At 39.1% G+C, this 19049-nt stretch carries 15 protein-coding genes; all 15 read right to left on the reverse strand.

Annotated features, from left to right (window positions below; all coding sequences use genetic code 11):
• Positions 1 to 13: 13 nt before the first annotated feature.
• Positions 14 to 1063, reverse strand: a complete 1050-nt coding sequence (locus KTR07_RS21885) for an EpsG family protein (protein ID WP_227198474.1) — start codon at positions 1061 to 1063, stop codon at positions 14 to 16.
• A 35-nt stretch (positions 1064 to 1098) separates the two neighbouring features.
• The gene (locus KTR07_RS21890) at positions 1099 to 2199 is read right to left on the reverse strand and encodes a glycosyltransferase family 4 protein (RefSeq protein WP_005868860.1); all 1101 of its coding nucleotides are present in this window, start codon (positions 2197 to 2199) and stop codon (positions 1099 to 1101) included.
• The gene (locus KTR07_RS21895) at positions 2186 to 3088 is read right to left on the reverse strand and encodes a glycosyltransferase family 2 protein (RefSeq protein ID WP_005868858.1); all 903 of its coding nucleotides are present in this window, start codon (positions 3086 to 3088) and stop codon (positions 2186 to 2188) included. Before KTR07_RS21895 ends, KTR07_RS21890 begins: the two co-directional genes overlap by 14 nt.
• Positions 3089 to 3322: 234 nt before the next feature.
• Positions 3323 to 4498, reverse strand: coding sequence for a glycosyltransferase family 4 protein (locus tag KTR07_RS21900; protein WP_005868857.1), 1176 nt, complete (start codon positions 4496 to 4498; stop codon positions 3323 to 3325).
• Between the two features lie 2 nt (positions 4499 to 4500).
• Entirely contained in the window at positions 4501 to 5835 is a 1335-nt protein-coding gene (locus tag KTR07_RS21905; RefSeq protein ID WP_005868855.1) for a glycosyltransferase, read from the reverse strand.
• Positions 5832 to 7364 (reverse strand): lipopolysaccharide biosynthesis protein, encoded by a 1533-nt coding sequence (locus KTR07_RS21910; RefSeq protein ID WP_005868853.1) that lies wholly within the window; start codon positions 7362 to 7364, stop codon positions 5832 to 5834. The genes KTR07_RS21905 and KTR07_RS21910 overlap by 4 nt, the downstream gene beginning before the upstream one ends.
• Positions 7365 to 7928: 564 nt before the next feature.
• A complete protein-coding gene (locus KTR07_RS21915; RefSeq protein ID WP_005868848.1) occupies positions 7929 to 8372 on the reverse strand; it encodes an acyltransferase family protein in 444 nt (147 codons plus the stop codon).
• Positions 8359 to 9627, reverse strand: a complete 1269-nt coding sequence (locus tag KTR07_RS21920; protein ID WP_005868845.1) for a nucleotide sugar dehydrogenase — start codon at positions 9625 to 9627, stop codon at positions 8359 to 8361. Before KTR07_RS21920 ends, KTR07_RS21915 begins: the two co-directional genes overlap by 14 nt.
• Before the next feature lie 22 nt (positions 9628 to 9649).
• Positions 9650 to 10627 (reverse strand): SDR family oxidoreductase, encoded by a 978-nt coding sequence (locus tag KTR07_RS21925; RefSeq protein ID WP_005868843.1) that lies wholly within the window; start codon positions 10625 to 10627, stop codon positions 9650 to 9652.
• A 238-nt stretch (positions 10628 to 10865) separates the two neighbouring features.
• Positions 10866 to 11582 carry a tyrosine-protein phosphatase gene (locus KTR07_RS21930; RefSeq protein WP_005868841.1) on the reverse strand — a complete coding sequence of 239 codons (717 nt, stop codon included), beginning with the start codon at positions 11580 to 11582 and terminating at the stop codon, positions 10866 to 10868.
• A gap of 87 nt (positions 11583 to 11669) precedes the next feature.
• Positions 11670 to 14060, reverse strand: a complete 2391-nt coding sequence (locus KTR07_RS21935; protein WP_217315506.1) for a polysaccharide biosynthesis tyrosine autokinase — start codon at positions 14058 to 14060, stop codon at positions 11670 to 11672.
• Between the two features lie 16 nt (positions 14061 to 14076).
• Positions 14077 to 14868 carry a polysaccharide biosynthesis/export family protein gene (locus tag KTR07_RS21940; protein WP_005868837.1) on the reverse strand — a complete coding sequence of 264 codons (792 nt, stop codon included), beginning with the start codon at positions 14866 to 14868 and terminating at the stop codon, positions 14077 to 14079.
• Between the two features lie 12 nt (positions 14869 to 14880).
• Positions 14881 to 16002 (reverse strand): MraY family glycosyltransferase, encoded by a 1122-nt coding sequence (locus tag KTR07_RS21945; protein WP_005868835.1) that lies wholly within the window; start codon positions 16000 to 16002, stop codon positions 14881 to 14883.
• Positions 16003 to 16076: 74 nt separating this feature from the next.
• On the reverse strand, positions 16077 to 16655 hold the full coding sequence (locus tag KTR07_RS21950; RefSeq protein ID WP_005868833.1) for a UpxY family transcription antiterminator: 579 nt from the start codon (positions 16653 to 16655) through the stop codon (positions 16077 to 16079).
• Between the two features lie 870 nt (positions 16656 to 17525).
• A complete protein-coding gene (locus KTR07_RS21955) occupies positions 17526 to 18746 on the reverse strand; it encodes a site-specific integrase (RefSeq protein WP_005868829.1) in 1221 nt (406 codons plus the stop codon).
• Positions 18747 to 19049: the final 303 nt, after the last annotated feature.

A 19049-nucleotide genomic window follows, 5' to 3' on the forward strand; every position in this document is an offset into this window, starting at 1 on the left:
ATTGTTTTGTATTTTATTTTATCCACATTACATAAGTGAACATATAATAACATAGAATAATCCATTTTATTCGTTCTCCCTGGTTATTTATTAAGTTATCTTTTAGCAAGGGATATATCAATACTATAGGATAAAGAAACCAAGATAGATAAGCAAATCTGTTATTATACGGTACATGAATGGTCAATAGCCAGAACGCATTACTTGCTATATAAGTATTAAATAAACGGATAAACAATTTGTCTTCGTAGCAATATGTATAGATATATTTCACTCCTGCGATAATGGGTATCAAACTATAAATAATGAAGTCCCAGCGAAATCCAATATTAGAGAACATTTGCTCCATGCCTTTATAAGACATATTCAAATATTCAGACATCCTTTTATCCTGTTCAAACCAAGGAATGTTTGTCAACAAAGTGGAGAAAGAATCACGTGCAACAAGCATAAGCAGGAAAAACGTTCCCCATAAGTATAAGTAGTGTTTGGGATTATTTGAAAGTCGGGTCAGCAAGAAACAGCCAATTGGCAACATGACGGATTGATGGAAAAGACATGCTATAATCCAAACAGGAATTCGTTTAATATCGTTGTTTGGAACAAGAAAAGAGAAGATAACTAACGATGTAGCTATTCCGTTACGCAGTCCATTTACTCCGTATCCCCAAAAACTCAAAGAACAAACGAACAACACTAGTGCTACAGCATATTGTTGTTTGAATCGTTTCTTTAAAGCAAAGAAAACAGGCAATATATATAATGAGCAAAGAACAAACCAATACCCTTTTAAATTGACGAGTTGTGAAAGCCAATAGGTAAGATACTCAAAACCAATATCTCTATCTCTTATAGCAACCGTACCATAGAAGGCTTTCTTTTGGAAAGCCATGGCATAAGCTGAAGTATCTCCAAAGTAGTGATAATCGGTCGGTCGGAAAGTTACATGAACATATACAATCAAGAGTAAAGCAAGGCTAAATATCTGGTTGTTGATATAAGGCTGTCTTACTGTTTCTGCCCTGACCGGTTGAATAGCGATGTAAACAACTAATAGCAGCAACAAGTTGTAATATAAGGCTATATATAGACTAATACTCATAAAATGACATCACAAATTTGGTCCACATAATGTTCCCACGTAATTTTAGCTTCTATGCGCCGACGTGCATTACGACCTTCATTTATAGCAAGAGATTTATCGTCGATTAACTTAATGAGTAAATTCTCCAATTCTTCGTGGGCGTCCTGATGTATCAACCAACCGCCATTATTCTCCTCGACAGCATCGGGAATGCCACCTGTACGAGTACCTATAACGGCGGTTCCACAAGCTTGCGCTTCGGCAAAAACAAGCCCGTATCCTTCTACATTCCTATTATCCGCTTCTTCACGTGTACAGAGAATGAATATATGCGAGGCTGAATAGAAATCGCAAAGTTTATTATCATCAATGAAACCTTCAAATGATACAATATCTGACAATCCTAAATCGGTAACCATCCGCTCAAGTGCACTCTTATATTTTCCTTTACCTCCGAGATGCAATCGCACTTGTTGCTTATACTTTGCCGGTAAAGAAGCTATCGTCCGGATAATAAAATCATGTCCTTTAAATTTTTCCAATCGAGAAATAGAACAGAGGTGTAGCAAGCCATCCTTATATTTTTCACAAGTAGGGCGAAAATGAATTGCATCAACCGCTAACGGAATAGCGATTGTTTTAGCATTTGGAGAACAATGTTTTACTAATGTCTCTGTATAATGACTGTTAGCAATCACGCAAGAGGCGTTTCTTAGTATAAAACGTCGATAAGTAGGCCAAATACAGCGTCGGAAAAAACTCTTTCCGGCAAGATATTCGGCTCCATGTGCCAATATATAGGTTTCTCTGTTTGACAATAGAGACAGCATTCCCTCTGGATGATAATTCCCGGTAATTACAATATCACCGGGAACAGTTTTTTTGCGTAAATACTTCAATGTACGCAACTCCAATATTCCTCTTCTTCCATGCAATCTCACCACATTATTATCCTCCTCTGCATCGGTAGAAGTACTTTGGGGACAAATGACTGTAACATTCAGTCCTTTTTTCTCTAAATATTTTTTCAGTTCAAAACAAAGCCTTGCAATACCACCATTACTTGGTGGATAATCATAGGTTACAATAAAAATGTGTTTGTTAGATGTTTGCATAATGAGTATATTTAGGAGTTAGTTTTCCTTTTTTATAACCTTCTTTATAAGTTTTTGCAAAAAGTCTAAACAGTCCGGGATTGCGGTAAGTAAAAGCGTATGATGCAACAAGACGCAACAAATAGATGTAAGCAGTCGGCCTATGATACCATTTGAGATGACGGCTAATCAATAAAGCCCGGTTATGTACTAATGAAGCAATATAGCGATTGATATCCAGAACCCTGCAACCGCCTGTATCAGCAGCCAAGTGCCATACATGAGCATCATAATTAAAAAAAACTTTGTATCCAAGTTCCTTTACTCGTAAACATATTTCGGTTTCTTCATATAGAGCAGCTCCATAATTCAAATATTCATCAACACCACCAACTTCTAAAAATATGTCTTTTTTTATGCTATAATTTCCACCTCCGCCATGATCTACATATTCTTTATGATTAATGTGGAATCCCCGTTCTGGAGTTGCCGTATAGAAATGGAACTTGCCTACATTTTTCGATTTGGGATTATTCTTATATTTTTCTGTAATTCCCCCTGCCACTACTGCGATATCAGGTTGTGACAAGAACTTGTAATGCTCTTTGAGCAGGTTGCAGTCACACTCGATATCATCATCTAGAAATAGGATGTAGGCGTATTGTGTGTGTTGCACACCGAAATTACGAGCTTCAGGTAGCCCTCTAAATTCAGTCACATGATAGTACTTAATCAATGTATCACTATCTTTTGCACGACTATACATAGTACTGTCAATGGCTGCCGATTGGTCTACAATAATTATTTCATACGGCTCCCCAAAATCTTGCTCTATTAAGCAATCAACTGTACTTGCCAGATAATCAGCCCGATTAAGTGTGGGCAAAATAATGCTTATCCCTTTTTGCATAAGGCGTTTATGAATAATATGAATCAAGAGTTAAGAAATTAATCACTTCGTTTAGGAATTATACTCTATCAGAAATTTCACTATAATGAAGCATTTCTATATTTTACGTAGTTGTACTGAAATGTTTGACTTTCTTCAAGATGGCAATACAAAAAAAGCCTTAACTCCCCTTCGTATGAATATGTGATTTTATAAATAAAAAGTCCGTTTAAATTTTCTAATAAAGCAGTTGAGTTAGGATTCTTCTACATGATGTTTGGAGCTATCTCTTATAACTCGATTGTAAAATTCGATGTTTTGTGCCACTATCTCGTTGGTGTTGAATCTAGCAGTTGCATTTAGATAAGCCCTGTCGGCTTGTTCACACCTATAAATGGGATTCGAGATTAGCCGTTGCAAAGCCTCTGCAAATTCATCGATACGTTTCACCCTGCATTTGCAAACACAGTTACTGTCTCCTATAATCTCTTGAAAACAATCGATATCGGAACAAACAATTGCCTTCCGCAGTAACATTGCCTCCAGTAAGACCAAACCGAAAGTTTCTGCATGGCTTGGAAATATGCAAATATCGGCACTGTTAGCGTATGACATAGTCTTGTCATAAGGTAAGCGACCTAAATACGATACACAACCGATCGATTGCTTTGAAAAGAGAGATTTGCATTTTTCCCATGTCGAAGAACCATTCACTACTGCATCCTGTCCGATGAGAATGAGTTTGACATTGTCGTTTTGCTCGCATATCCTGTTGAAAATAAGAGGCAAATCAAGTACCCCCTTTTTCTCAACAATTGTCCCCCAATAAAGTATCGTTATTGTATTTTTGTTCATGTCACTAGATGAAAGAGGGGGCATGTTTATATCCACAGGATTATATATTACACATTTTCTCTTATTCGAAGACAGACTGAATAATTTATCCGTCAGGTCGAGAGCCTGTCGGCTAACTCCTATATAGGCATCAGAATTACGCAAAGCATTATATTCCATAAGCCGTACGTTCCATGGAGTTTTGTTTCCAGACAAATGATCGAAATACACATTTGAACCATGTAATCTTGTAACTACTGGTACAGATAAACTACAAAAAGCCAAAGGTCCCTCCCAGTCGATAGATTCAACGAGGTCGATGCCAATCTTTGCCACTAATAGATTTAACTTTTTATTTAGATACCTTCTATTGATAAAAGAAGAAAATGGAGACTTATGAGGCTGGTTTATAGGTATCACAGATATACCATCGTCCCACACAGTTTCTGTAAACTTATTGCCCCAATACACAACTGATACCTTCACACCAGTCTCACTCTTAACGATAAGATGAGACAAATGTTTGATAAAAATTCCGATTCCGCCACATTTCATACCCAATATCGGATATTCTGTAGTTAAAAACGCTATATGCATCTCTATTGTATTTTTTGGAAAATATCAATGAAAGATTTTGTTTGTTGCGATGCCAAGTAACGGCGGCAATATTCTTTGTTTGCCGTCATTGGAAATTTTTCGCTAAATACTTGTTTGATGACAGTAACACCTTGCTGAGGAGTATCTATAAAAATACCTATGCCTGCTTTTATCAATTCGGTTCGTGCTTCGCTAGTCATGGGCACCATTGCTAATACAGGCACTTGTAATGCGATATAATCGACCATTTTTGCGAAATTAGTCCACCATAAAGCCGTGTGTCCGGGAATAAGTACTGCTGCTTTTGCATTAACTATCAATTCATACAATTTACGCTGCGGTACATGATTGATATATTCCACGTTGTTACAGATTCCCAAATCATTGACAAATTCTTCCGTTTGTTTTTGATTGATATTCTTATTACCCACAATTTTAAGGGTGCAACCCTTGCCTTTTAATTCCTTAGAATTGACAGCTTCGGCAAATATTTTCAAGAAATTATCTTTATATTCATGGAGGTATTCACCCACGAATATTATATAATTCTCTTTTTCTCTATTTTGAAAAGAAGGCAAATAATCATCATCTACTCCAGTTGGAATAAAATATGATTTATTTGAGTATCGTCCCTCATATAAATCATTAAATATATTCAGGTATGCTCCCGACAGACCAGTAATAGCATCAGCGTATTTAAAAGTATCTTGTTCAATTTTCTTTTGCTTGGCAAAAACAGGAAAATAATCAGAATACATTCGCTTAGCGTATGTGGTAGGATCCCTGAAATCAGCAACCCATTTTACTCCGGTTAGATGTTTAAGTCGCATACCGATTCTATTTGAGGTAAAAGGCAGGCAAGTGGTATATATGATAGATATATCATGTTCTTTAATTATTTTTCGTCCCATCCTCACGGCACTTCTTTCCCAGAATCTAAAGCGGTCGGGAACTTGAATCCATCGGTCTAGTATATATTTATAAAACTTACCGAATAAAGATTGCTTGTTAGAGGTGACTGTATCCGTGCTTTTTGACTGTGCACCAATAGTTTTTGCTTTGGCTGTAATGGCTTTGAGTGAAGTATCTTCTCCTCCAAGCAACATTCTAAGGCCGCGCAATGTCGGTTCTATATAATTGGCTTGATAAATAGGCACGTCTTGGACTTCGTCCAACAAATCAGGATCTTCTAAATATAGATAATTACGATTAACCGTCAGTACTATCGGATTCCAACCTGTACGTTTAAGATATTTTACAAGTTTAAATGCCCTAAATACCGCAGCATGAGTCTGTGGCGGAAAAAAAGGAGTAATTATAAGTATGTTTTTATTCATCGTTTTAATTTGTTTAAAATCAATGCTTTTACTTTTTTCTTATTTTCTTTGTCTAATAGCACATAATAGGACAGAACAACCAATATTATTGAAGAACTAAGAGCCACGATAATCACTCTTGTAAAGGACTCAACCAAGATATGTTGTATGAGTAGGATTGCGGTAAAAGAAGGAATACTTATGAAAAGATTCACTACCATCGTTGTGAAGAAAAAACGTATCGGTTTGAAATCTTCAACATAATGATGGAGTGTATATGAGCAAACGATATAAATCAATAATGTGCTCACTATAGGCAATCCAAAAGCCCAAGTCAAGCCGATACCTTTACTAAACAATAACCAAAGTATCGGAATGACTGATAATGATACTGTCCCCGCCATAAATGAATAAAATTTCAAACGTCCGACAGCTTGTATTCCAATATATATAATATTATTATTCAATGATATGAAGCTTGAGACTATCAATAAAATACAGAATTCAATTGTATATGGAGGAACTTCCACGAGCCATAAATTCATTACATAATGTATTTCAGAGATAAAAGGAATAGCAACCAACAGATATAACACATTTGCCAAACAAGTAGTTTGCTTTAGTAATTGTATCATGGCATTGAAATCGGTCAATGCGTATTGCTTTATAATTTGCGGCCTCGAAGCCATTACCAAATTGGTTGATACTTGTTCAATCATCAGTTGCACAGTTGTTGCCAATCCGGCTGCGGCATTAACAGCTGTACTGCCAAATATATTAAGCAACATATTTGTTCCCTGTTGACGAGTAGTAAAGCAAATATTGGAATAAAGATTCCATCCTGAAAAGCTAAACAGAGAACGGCCGATAACCTTATTCCATTCCCAATTAATCCGGCATTCGTCATAATGCCTAATGCAATAAATGCGATATGTCATTGCAATCAAGAATGAAGATAAGAGCATAAGTCCTCCATATAAAATGAGCTTATCACATACTGTAATAAGTAGAAGTGTAGCGATCAGCAACTTCAACAGTGATCCAACAATTTCCACAATAGCATACACGTCCATTTTTTCGTGCGAAATAAGAGTCGCATTGTATGGAACTTGAGTGATGCTGACCATTGAGGAAATTATTGAAAATTGATACACCCAAACAGCTGCACTCATTCTCTCATCTGGAATGTTCAATTTTTCGAATAACAGCCAAAGTCCGACCGTTTCAGCCAAAAACAAGACTATAATTGCAATTCCTATATGTAATATAAAGGCTGTATTGAATGTTTGTTGGAGTTGTCGAGGGTCATTTTTGGCAAGTTCGACTGTAAGAAAGCGTGAAGTCGCTCCACTCATCGTTACATTCAAAAAGCTAAATAGGACAACAATACCGCCGACAAGTCCATAAATGCCATAATCATCTACACCAAGTGCATTTAACACGATCCGTGATGTATATAGTGATACAATCATGGACAGCAACATACGTGCATAAAGTGCCACTGTATTCTTGAATATTTTTTTATTATTTACGGACGATGTCTTATTCATAGCAAGCTTATGATCTTCCTAATACAGACGGAATGTATCTTTTTATTAAGGTTGTCGCAAAATAGCATATTGCAACAATGAGTGCAAATTCCAATATGGTCCAACTGTAGTTTACAAGATGTAACTTATTGCGCACGATCCAGAATGTATCTACAAATAATATATGTAGCCCCAATAATGCCAAACTGTTAATTCCACACCAAATCAATATTTTATCCAATGGAATAAGTTTCAGCTTTCTCGAATTAAAATATGAATTGATAAACCAATAAAAATTCATAATAAAAACCATTGAAAGCAACAATAGATGCAATGGAAAATTGTTTGATTTTAAGTCAACGTAAGAGGGAAATAGAACGATGAAAACAATGGCGATAATAAGCAAGAATAATGAGTATATCGGTGAAACCTTCATGCCGTACCATTTGTTCCGCATGAAGCAAAAACCAAGATGGTAATAAATCAAGGTAGACATTGTTGTGTCAATAAAATATGGCAAATCAATGTTATTAGCATTTAACCAATATCCTACTCCATATAATAATATACATAATGCGCTGATTGTTAATGCTTTATTGTAGGGGTGATTTTATGTATCAATAAATAAACGAATGAAACCTCGAACAAACAAATTAAAAACCAAATTACATGAAATAAAATAAAAGAGTTTTCATCACCGAGAAAACCATCAAACATACTCGTTACAGGGAGCGAGATCGCTTTTGCCCAATTATGAGTTTCGTTAAGTTTCAAAACGAACAAATATGCGAACAACAAAAAGGCAAAAAAGGCCCAAGGAATCAGTAATTGTCTGGTCTTTTTTGCAAAAAACTCTCTCAAACTGATTGGACGAAAGAAACAGCCTGACACAAAAAAGAAAAGGGGCATGTGAAAACTGTAAATAACGGTTTTCAACATGTAAGGGATTTGTATATGACCAAGGATGACCAATAAAATTCCTCCCCCTTTCAATATGTCAAAGGAGACAATCCGATTAGAGTCTACCATCTACAACGTTTTTTTCAAAGATAGCTTTAACATCGAATATGACGTGTTGAGCATTTAGTAACGTTTTTACATCAAAGCCTATAAACTGTTCGTGTGCTACAGCTATAATTGCCGCATCGAATTTCTTATCCAAAGGATGTTGGTTCGTTACCGAGATTCCATATTCTCGCATAACTATATCAGGATTGGCCCAAGGATCATATACGGTGATATGTACGTTATACTCTCGCAAAGCATTGTAAATATCTATAACCTTTGTGTTCCGCACATCAGGACAGTTTTCTTTAAAAGTAAACCCTAATATGAGGATATGAGAGTTGAGCACCTGTATTCCTTTCTTCAGCATCAATTTCGCAACTTGGTTGGCCACATATTCCCCCATACCGTCGTTCATTCGGCGACCGGCTAAGATTATCTCAGGATTATAACCGTGACGTTGTGCACATTGAGCCAAATAATACGGATCAACTCCAATGCAATGGCCTCCAACCAGCCCAGGCTTAAATGGCAGGAAATTCCATTTGGTAGAAGCTGCTTCCAGTACATCCTGTGTATCAATGCCCATTTTAGTAAATATCTTGGATAGCTCATTCACAAATGCGATATTGATATCACGCTGTGAGTTTTCTATTACTTTGGCTGCTTCCGCTACTTTCATCGTAGGAGCGAGATGTGTACCGGCGGTAATTACAGAAGCATATACCTCATTTACTTTCTTACCTATTTCAGGCGTAGAACCGGAAGTAACCTTTTTGATTTTTTCTACTGTATGAAGTTTATCTCCCGGATTTATACGTTCAGGGCTATAGCCAGCAAAGAAATCTTCATTAAATTTCAATCCGGACACTTTTTCCACAACCGGGATACATTCGTCTTCTGTAACACCTGGATAAACAGTAGATTCATACACCACAATATCCCCTTTGGAGATTACCTTACCAACAGTTGTGCTGGCACCGTAAAGCGGAGTCAAATCCGGATTGTTGTTTTTGTCTACCGGAGTGGGAACGGCAACTACATAAAAATTGTAATCACGGATTTCCTCTATATTGGCAGTACACTTAAAACCATTGGCAAGGGCAGATTGGAGTAGTTCATCTGACACTTCGAGTGTCGCATCATGACCTGCCATCAAAGCAGTCACACGAGCTTGGTTCATGTCAAAACCTATCGTTTTATACTTTGTCGAGAAAAGACGAGCCAAAGGGAGCCCTACGTAACCAAGACCAATTACGCAAATTTTAGTTTCATTCATAATTTCATCTGTTATTATTACTTTAAATATTCTTCCAATACCATTTGACAGCCTCTTTCAAACCGTCACGCATACTGTATTGAGGATTGTAACCTAAAAGGGATTTTGCTTTATCAATACATGCCAAGGAATGGGGAATATCCCCCAAGCGGTTGGGACCATGAATTATTTTCACGTTGGCAATTTCGGGGTCAAATTCACTCAAAAATTCTTTCAAGTAACCGACCAACTGGTTTAATGTGGTGCGTTCTCCGAAAGCAGTATTGTATACTTGGTTGGTTGCATTCGGATTTGTCGTGGTCATAGCCAGCATGTTCATTTGAATCACATTGTCTATATAAGTAAAATCGCGGCTATATTCACCATCTCCGTTAATGACAGGACTCTCATGAGCCATGAATTTCTTAACGAACAAAGGAATCACCGCAGCATATGCCCCGAATGGATCTTGACGACGACCGAAAACATTGAAATATCGTAAGCCGATACATTCCATTCCATAGGTTTTGGCAAACACATCGGCGTAAAGCTCGTTTACATACTTTGTTATGGCATAAGGCGAAAGCGGTTTACCAATCACATCTTCTACTTTGGGAAGAGACTGACTGTCTCCATATGTAGAAGAACTTGCTGCATATATAAAACGCTTTACATTGGCATCGCGAGCGGCTGTCAGCATATTTAAGAATCCCGATATATTAGTTTCATTTGTAGTTATAGGATCTTTGATAGAACGTGGAACTGAGCCTAATGCTCCTTCATGCATAACGTAATCTACATTTTCTACAGCTTTCTTACAATCGTTCAGATTCCGTATATCTCCTACGATAAGTTTAAACTTATTCGGATATCGTTGTAGAAATGGAAAAATGTTTTCAGGTTTACCTGTGGAAAAATTATCCAAACAGATTACATCATAGTCGTGAGCCAATAAATACTCACATAAATTGGAGCCGATGAATCCCGCTCCACCAGTAACTAAAACTTTTGTTAATGACATATGGATTGTTGTTTTATGTTGAAGTTGCAAGCCTATTGCTTGATAGGGGTGTAATGATTTATTTTAAGACTGGTTTGGATAAAAGAGAGATTGTGTGTATCTGCTCCAAGTCGATTGTTACAATTTCCATTGAATTCCAGCCTGTTGGATTTTTTTGTATGTATTTTATGCAAATCCACCTAGAGAGAAAAAGTTAAACAGAATCTACAGGTCTTAATAACCGATAATTATAATCTATTTAAACTATAACAGTCTGACTATCAATTAAACAGTTTTGTATATTTTTTGTAATACTCGTACAAATGAACTTTTGAAATATATTGTAATTGTGAATGTCCGTTCCTATATGAGTAATAGCCTTTTCTTTTAATAGCAGCATGGCTTTTTTCTTAATCCGGTTGCCATACATACCCGCTATTGACGGAAGATTGAACTGAAACTTCACTCCCATGTCTTTTAATTGTTGATAATCCGACTCACCCATATAAACATACCGTTCCGGATGGGCAAGAATGGGATAATAGCCTTTAGCCTTGATGCGGAGCAGAATGTTGTTCAATCCCATCGGAGGGTTAAAGTAGGAGGTTTCCACCAGTAGATGGTCACCGCTTTCACCCAAGGGCAGCAGATCGTTCTTTTCCAACCGTTCCTCGAAGAGGTTGTCAAGCATGTTCTCTGAGGCCAGATGCAGTTTTATCGGACCGCTATAGGTGGCTTGAAGTTCAGCGTAACGCTCCCGGAGGTGCAGTGTGGTGTTGGGCATATCTTCCATGATATGCGGTGTAAGCCATACGGATTTTATGCCCAACTCTTCATACAGGCGCAGTATTTCCAATGCTTCTTCCATCGTCTGCACACCGTCGTCCACACCCGGCAGAATGTGCGAGTGACAGTCGGTAAAATTCTTGAATATACCGCTATCTTTCAGCGATATACGTTTCCTGAATGGCCACACAATGATACGAGTATTTTTATATAAAACATTTTATTTTTTTTAATTAATAATCATCCATTTATCCCCACCCTGTTTTCCGTCGGAACCTTAGTGGTATCCTGAGCCGTAACCGTAGTGATAACCATATCGATAGCCATAACGGTATCCATAGCGACCGCCACTTCCCTCGGTCCCGTTCAAGATCAGGGACATGTTCTTGTATTTTTTCTCCTCGTAGATTTTCTCCAATTCAGCAAGCATACTCCGTTCAAGTAATCCTGCACGAACTACGAAAACGGTACGGTCGGCCAGTTTCTCAATAATTTGCGTGTCGGCCACCAGTTCAACGGGCGGACAGTCGATCAGCACATAGTCATATTGCTCCCTTACAGTATCGATTGTCTGCTTTAACCGCTCGTCGAACAATAATTCCGTTGGGTTAGGAGGAATCGTTCCCACGGGTAGTATATCCATAGATTTATGTTTCGGATCGGGTACGATGATCTCATCCAGATTATCGATACGACCTCCCAGATAGTCGCTCAATCCCTTGTCAGGAGAGTCGATATAGGATGATGCAGAGGCGTGGCGCAGGTCTCCGTCGATTACCAGCACTTTTTTTCCTTTGATGGCAAGGCTCACGGCGATGTTCATGGTCAGAAACGATTTGCCGCTGCCCGGATTGAATGAGGTCATGATGATGACATTCGAAGTCTTGTCCTTGCCGGTCATAAATTCCAGGTTGGTACGCAATACGCGGAATGCCTCGTTGATGATGTCACGGTTGCCCTCCTTGACGATAACGGCCTTGACTTCCTGCGGTTTCTTTCCTAATATCCCTTTTTTCTTTCTTGTGAACAGCGGAATTTCACCGATGAACGGTATAGTCAGGTTTTCCAGGTCTTTCCTTCCCCGTACACGGGTATTCATATTCTCGCGCATGAAGATAATGACTATCGGAATGAGCAGCCCCAGAGCGAATGCGACCATAAAGATATTTTTATGCACAGGGGATGTCGGCAACATGCTGCCGTGTGGCGGGGTAACAATGCGGGTATTATAAGCCGTGAACGCCTGTGAGAGTTCGTTCTCTTCACGCTTTTGCAACAGGAATAGGTAAAGAGCTTCCTTTACCTTCTGTTGGCGCTCCACCGAAAGCAGGTACTTGGCCTGTGTTGGGTTGGCCGCTATACGTGATGTCGTCTGTTGCTCCGTCTGCCGCAAACTTTTTATCTGCGAATTCAAGGTCACTATCTGATTGTCGATAGATCTGATTATCGCCCCACGCATGGATGCCAGAGCCTGATCCATATCCACGACCAGCGGATTTTCCGTGCTGCTGTTCGCAACCAGACTGTTGCGCTGCAACAGTTGCTTGTTGTATTCGGCAATCTGCGATTCAATATTGGCGCTTTCAATGCCGGAGTTGGCCGGAAGCAGTTGGGTACGGTTGGCATCGTTGGCTAAATAGTTCCGGATGTAACGGGTCATATAAAGCTGGTTGTTCAGGGACAGGATCTGCGCGTTGGCCGCACTGCTTTGAGCCATATACATACTCGATGCCGCCTGCACGTCGGGCAACAGATGTTCTGACTTGTAAGAGGAGATATCCTCGTCCACATTTCCCAGTTCCCGTTCGATTACGCCCAGACGCTCGTTGATGAACATTGAGGTGCTGACAGCGATCTGGTTTTTGTCCTTCACCCAATTCTCGTTATAAACGGAAATCAACATGCTCAATACATCTTCTGCCCGCTGTGTGGAGTTATCCTTGAATGACAAGTCTATGACTGACGCTTTCTCGCTGTTCAATGAAACGGACAGATTGGACGAGCAGGAGTTGACGGCGTTATACAGACTGGATTTGCCTACATATAATGTATATGCCTCGCCTTTCACGTAATTGGGTGTTGTATGGATAATGATTTTTCCCAATGGCGTAGTGATGGAGTCGAGCAAGCTTCCCTTTACGTCCTTTTCTTCAAGATCTGTCCCGTTACGTATAAAGTCGGATAGGTATAACGTACCGTCCGGCTGTATTTCCAACGTAAAACCGGCTGATTCATTCTCAGGCAAGTCATTTATCGTTACATCCACCGGTAATGTCAGTCCATAGGCTACCTGACGGTGGAATTTTCCCCGAACGAAGTAATTCATATCCAGACGCAACCGTTTAACCACTTCGGTCATTAAAGACGGTGATCGAAAGGTGATGAGTTCGTTATTCACATTTGTACCGGATTGAAACAGCCCGAACTCCGAGAAGGATTCCAAATCCGAGGAGACCGACTTGCCTTTGGAATCCTCTTTGATCAATACCGAAGTGGTACGTGTATATACGGCAGGAGTGCGTAACAGATAGGCAGTAGCGGCACCGATCGTTACCGCTAAAGACAAGACGAACCACTTCCATCTTGCGAGGCACAGGTATAACAGGTCCTGTATTCGCAGGAAATCATCCTGCTGCCCCGGTTTTATATTCTTTTGATTTACGGTCATCATATCTGATTCTATATTATTTTACAATCAACACGGTAATGGTCGTCAGCAACGAGGCCAATGACATCCAGAAAGAGGCTGAGCGGACGTTATTGCCGTTGACGGTCGCCTGCCGTGCTTTCATTGAGTTGGGTTCCACATAAACGATATCGTTCTGCTGCAAATAATACACAGGAGAGGCATAAAGGTCATATCCCGAATTCAGGTTGACCTGATACAGGGTTTTTTTCCCGTTTTCCTCCCGTTGTACCAGCACGTTTTCCCGTTTCCCATAGACGGTAAGGTCCCCGGCCATGCTTAAGGCCTCCAAAAGTGTCAGCTTGTCCTTTTCGATATTGAAACGTCCGGGGGTGGCAACCTCGCCCAACACTGAAACGGTCAGGTTCATAAACTCCACTGTAACAACGGGGTCTTTCACGAGATTCTTTGAAACCAATTCCTCTTTTATATACGAGGCGATCTCCGCGCGTGTCATTCCTGCCACATGGATATGTCCCAGCACAGGAAAATCAATATCCCCATCCTTATTTATTGTATATCCTGATATTCCCTGACTATTGGATGTACCTGATGTCGTACCAATCTGTCGGGATATGATCGGAAGGTTGAAAAGGTTCATTAATAAGGGGTCTTTGCTGTTGACCTGTATGGAAATCTTGTCTTCTGGACGTATCCGGATTTCCAGCGGGTTCAAGACTTGCTCTGCGGTACCCCGTTTCAGGTCCGTGAAATAAGCGACTTTCGGTGTGGCACATGATCCCAATAGAAAGGCCACGGTTAATAAGGATAAAATGTATCTGATTTTCATATTTATTGATTTTTATTTGTTGGTTTTCTGTTCCGATTGAAGTTGTGCGATAGATTTTGTCAGCCTGATGTTGGCGAGAGTCCATATCAATATATCACCCAAAACGATCCAGTTCACATTGAGATAAAGGGACAGAAGAATATTGAGCAGTATGAATATAGTTGACACGGAAACAATGATGATCATGGTATTGCGCTGCTTTATTCCGAGAGCAAGCAGCTTATGGTGGATATGGTTCTTGTCCGGCAGGAACGGGTTCTTTCCGTTGCGTACCCGATGCAGGTAAACCCTGACCACGTCACAGCATGGAACCAGCAAGGGTGAGAAGGCCAGCACCATCGGATGTACATTTCCTGTATTATCGTCTAGTCCGCACATGGTCAGTTTGAGACTGAGGAAACAGAGCATCATGCCGATGGTCAAACTGCCTGTGTCGCCCATGAAGATCTTCCTTCCGTGTTTGGCGTTCCCGAAAACATTGTAATAGAAGAATGGTACCAACACTCCCAATGTGGCAAACGCCAGCATGGCATAAACATACTGATGGAGCATAAAGAAAGTCAGTCCATAAAATAGGCAGGCGATACTGCATAGCCCGGAAGCCAGCCCGTCAATGCCGTCAATCAGGTTGATGGCATTGATGATGAAGACCACGATCAGGATGGTCAGGGGATATCCTAACCATAACGGCACCGCATGGATGCCCAGAACACCGTATAGGTTGTTGATATATACCCCACCGGCAATAAGCATCACGCCGCACAGAATCTGGATGACAAACTTGGCACGATAACGGATACCGATCAGGTCATCGGCCATGCCAACCAGATATAGTACCATGATGGAGCAGAAAGCAAAAGCCAAAGAGCACACGTCGTTCCCGATTTCGGACAATATCTCCGAATGTCCCAGCACCATATTGATTCCTAGCAACAGGGCTATGGTGAAAAACACTACCGGCTTGAATGCGATACCACCCAATCGGGGCACCGCACAATGATGTACCTTCCGCTCATCGGGAAAGTCGAACAATTTCTTACGGAAAGCGATTAGCAGAATCTGGGGAATGACGATACCCGCACAGAGAACACAAAGCAAAAATGCCAGTGAACAATTTACAATCCAAAAATACATATATTCAAATATTATTTTATTTGTGTAAGGCCACGAGGAAGGGGAACTTCATCATCTCCTTTTTGTGTCATCTCTCAAAATTTGTCACAATCGGAATCATTGATGACTTCAATCAAATCGGGATGAACTTCTACCGATATACCCATAATCCCTTCAAGCATCACAACCACCCGGCGGCGACGTTTTCCTTTCACCCGCATGAATACGCCCTTTACTCCATTGAACTTGCCACCGTAAATACATATGTGGGTACCTTTCCGTATGTCAATCTCTTCCGGTTTATAATAAATAGTGTTTTCTTCATACTGCGAGGCAATCTTGATAAAGCTCTCCATTTGCTTATCCGGCACCACGATATATTTCAGTCCCGTGCTTTTCTCCCACATCATGAATTGTAAGAAATTATATTTTTTTTTGAAATCCGTGATCTGTTTTCGGGAAGCATGCACGAAGACGAGATTCGGGATGACTGGTACAAGCCTTTTGGATTTCACTCCGTGATAGACCCTTACGGCATAGTGTTTCGGTATGAAATACTCTAGACCATCCTTGCCTTTGAGCATCTCTTCCGCCTTTTTCTCGTTTTTATAAGCGCTCATGGCGAACCATTGGATTCTAGTTAGATCTTCCCTTGTGGTTATGGGAGTACTCATTCGTCGTGTGTTTTTTAGTTATTACGGCAGGTCAAGATATACCCATAGTTCATCCCAACTTATGTATTGGTCTGTATTATAGTAATTTATGTCTTTTTTGGCTGTCATATCAACCATTCATGCCGTCTTTTATCTTGCCGCATTCCTATTTTTCTCCATAAGAAAAATAGAGGACATAAATATTTAACATATATAATTGATTTACAGGGATTATTCGCTGTAAATACAATCTAGTTTACTCAACATTTGTTATGTAACCACGACATTTAACGAGGTGGCTATTAAGGTTTTTCTTTGTTTTATGCTATTATGTTCAATAATTTATGTATTTTTGCATATTCAAAACATTTCTCTTATGGAGAAAACCGTCATTTATTCAATCTTTTTCAAGCAAGAATTTTGTACTTTCACGGGGCTTTTTCCTTTCTGAATCCATCTTGTCATACAACTGAAAGTATAGGGTATATACTTGTTCATTATATTCCTATGGCATTCGTATAGGAAATTTCTCCTATTTTCGGTGTTTCTCTTTCTGAGAGAAATGGGGTGATTGGTATTTTGATGTATATCAAATATTTATAAGATTGGTATAATCAATTTGCTCAACAAATAATCAGTTTTTTCTAATCATACCTCTTATTTTTTATGGTATGACTAATATTTTTCTTCTGATTTTTAGTGTTTTTTGTGTTATCTTTTGTACTTTTGCATTTACAAATCTTTCTCTCAGAAAGAAAACTTCAATTTGTATAACATAATTCCAACTTATTTTTTGTCAGATAAATAAAAATAATAATTGCCATAGAATAACAGCGGGCCGATTGGGCACGTATGCTGAAACCTATGGCGTAAACTGTTTTATAATGTGAATTAAAGTGTATTTAAAATAATACTGTTCGCTTTATCCACTACGGAGGTGTCTAACGATGCAAGATAAATCCGTGTAGTGCTTTCTGAATCATGTCCCATAGCTTCGCTGATGGTAGCCAACGGAATGTTTTTGCTTCTGGCGATAGAAGCCCAGGCGTGACGTGCCACATAACTCGTCAGCGGAATAGGAAGGCCGATTTGTTTTCCCAATTTCTTTAGTTTTGAATTCACCAGCTGGGCTGCATTCTTGTATTGTTTCCGTTCATCCGTTTTTGCGTCGAGAATGATCGGCAATAGATAAGAAGAACCTATGGTATCGTATTTATCTATGATTTCTTGCATGGGCTTTTCCCATTTGATTACTAGCTGTTGGTTGGTCTTTTTTCTGCGATATGATAAAAAACCGTTTTGCAAATTACTTTTCTTTAGATAAGCCATGTCTATAAATGACATCCCTCGGGTATAAAAACTGAACATAAATAGGTCTCTTGCATATTCCAAAGAGGAGTCGTGACTTAAATCCATATCGCGTATCTGTCGGATAATTTTGGCCGGAACTGCCCGTTTTACAGTTTTATCTATGCCCGTATATACATGTTTAAACGGATATCGCTGTATAACCAATTCTTTTTCTACGGCACGATTATACATGGCTCTGAGGTTTCTCATGTAATAGGAAGTACTGTTCGGACAAATGTCATTAGATTTTAGATATTGTTCATATTCCATCATCAGGTTGGAGTCTATATTGTCGAAAGGGATGTCTCTGCCTTTCTTTCTGAAATTCATGAATCGCTTGAAGCTATTGAGCGTAGTGGTATAAGTTTCTGTGGTGCGTATTTTACCTATTTGTCTCAATTCTTCAATGAGATTCTCACAAAATGACACAAAGTACTCGTTCACAGGAGGAGCGGAATAATATTCAATGATTTCGTCTGCCGTATATTTGTATCCAAGATTCTCAAATCTTATCATAATATCTTTTAGACGTGAGGTGTCTTCCTCAATACATTTTTTTAAAGAAACCAAATACCGATGCCGGTTTTCTCCTGTCTTTGCTGGTATGATTATTTGGGAATTGAAAATATCCCACTCGTCAGGATAAATCTTGTATCCTGAATTTATCTGCCTTGCTACACGATTATGAATTACTTGATAGAACAATGTTCCCGCTTTTCCTTCTATAGAGGAATGTCGATACTTTATTTTTAATGATGCCATTTTTTTGTTTAATTAATATTATATTCTCCAAAATAAATGTTTTGGCGTATTATATGTTTAATAACCAATAAATTAGATAACTGTTTGATTTTGATTATAGTTGGATTTATATTGATATGGCGAAATACTTGGCTATTATATATCAATGTGAATAATGTTGGATTTTATTCTTCTTTTATTTCCGTACTGCCCTTTTCCTTGTTTTCTGCCTCCCCTAATGTACGTTTTTTCATAGCCCCGTCTGAGAGCCTTTGTTTTTGAACGGCAAATTTATTTCGGTGGATGGATACGAAAGAGTTCCGG

The sequence above is a fragment of the Bacteroides sp. MSK.20.82 genome (assembly GCF_019052485.1).
Taxonomy (GTDB): domain Bacteria; phylum Bacteroidota; class Bacteroidia; order Bacteroidales; family Bacteroidaceae; genus Bacteroides; species Bacteroides thetaiotaomicron.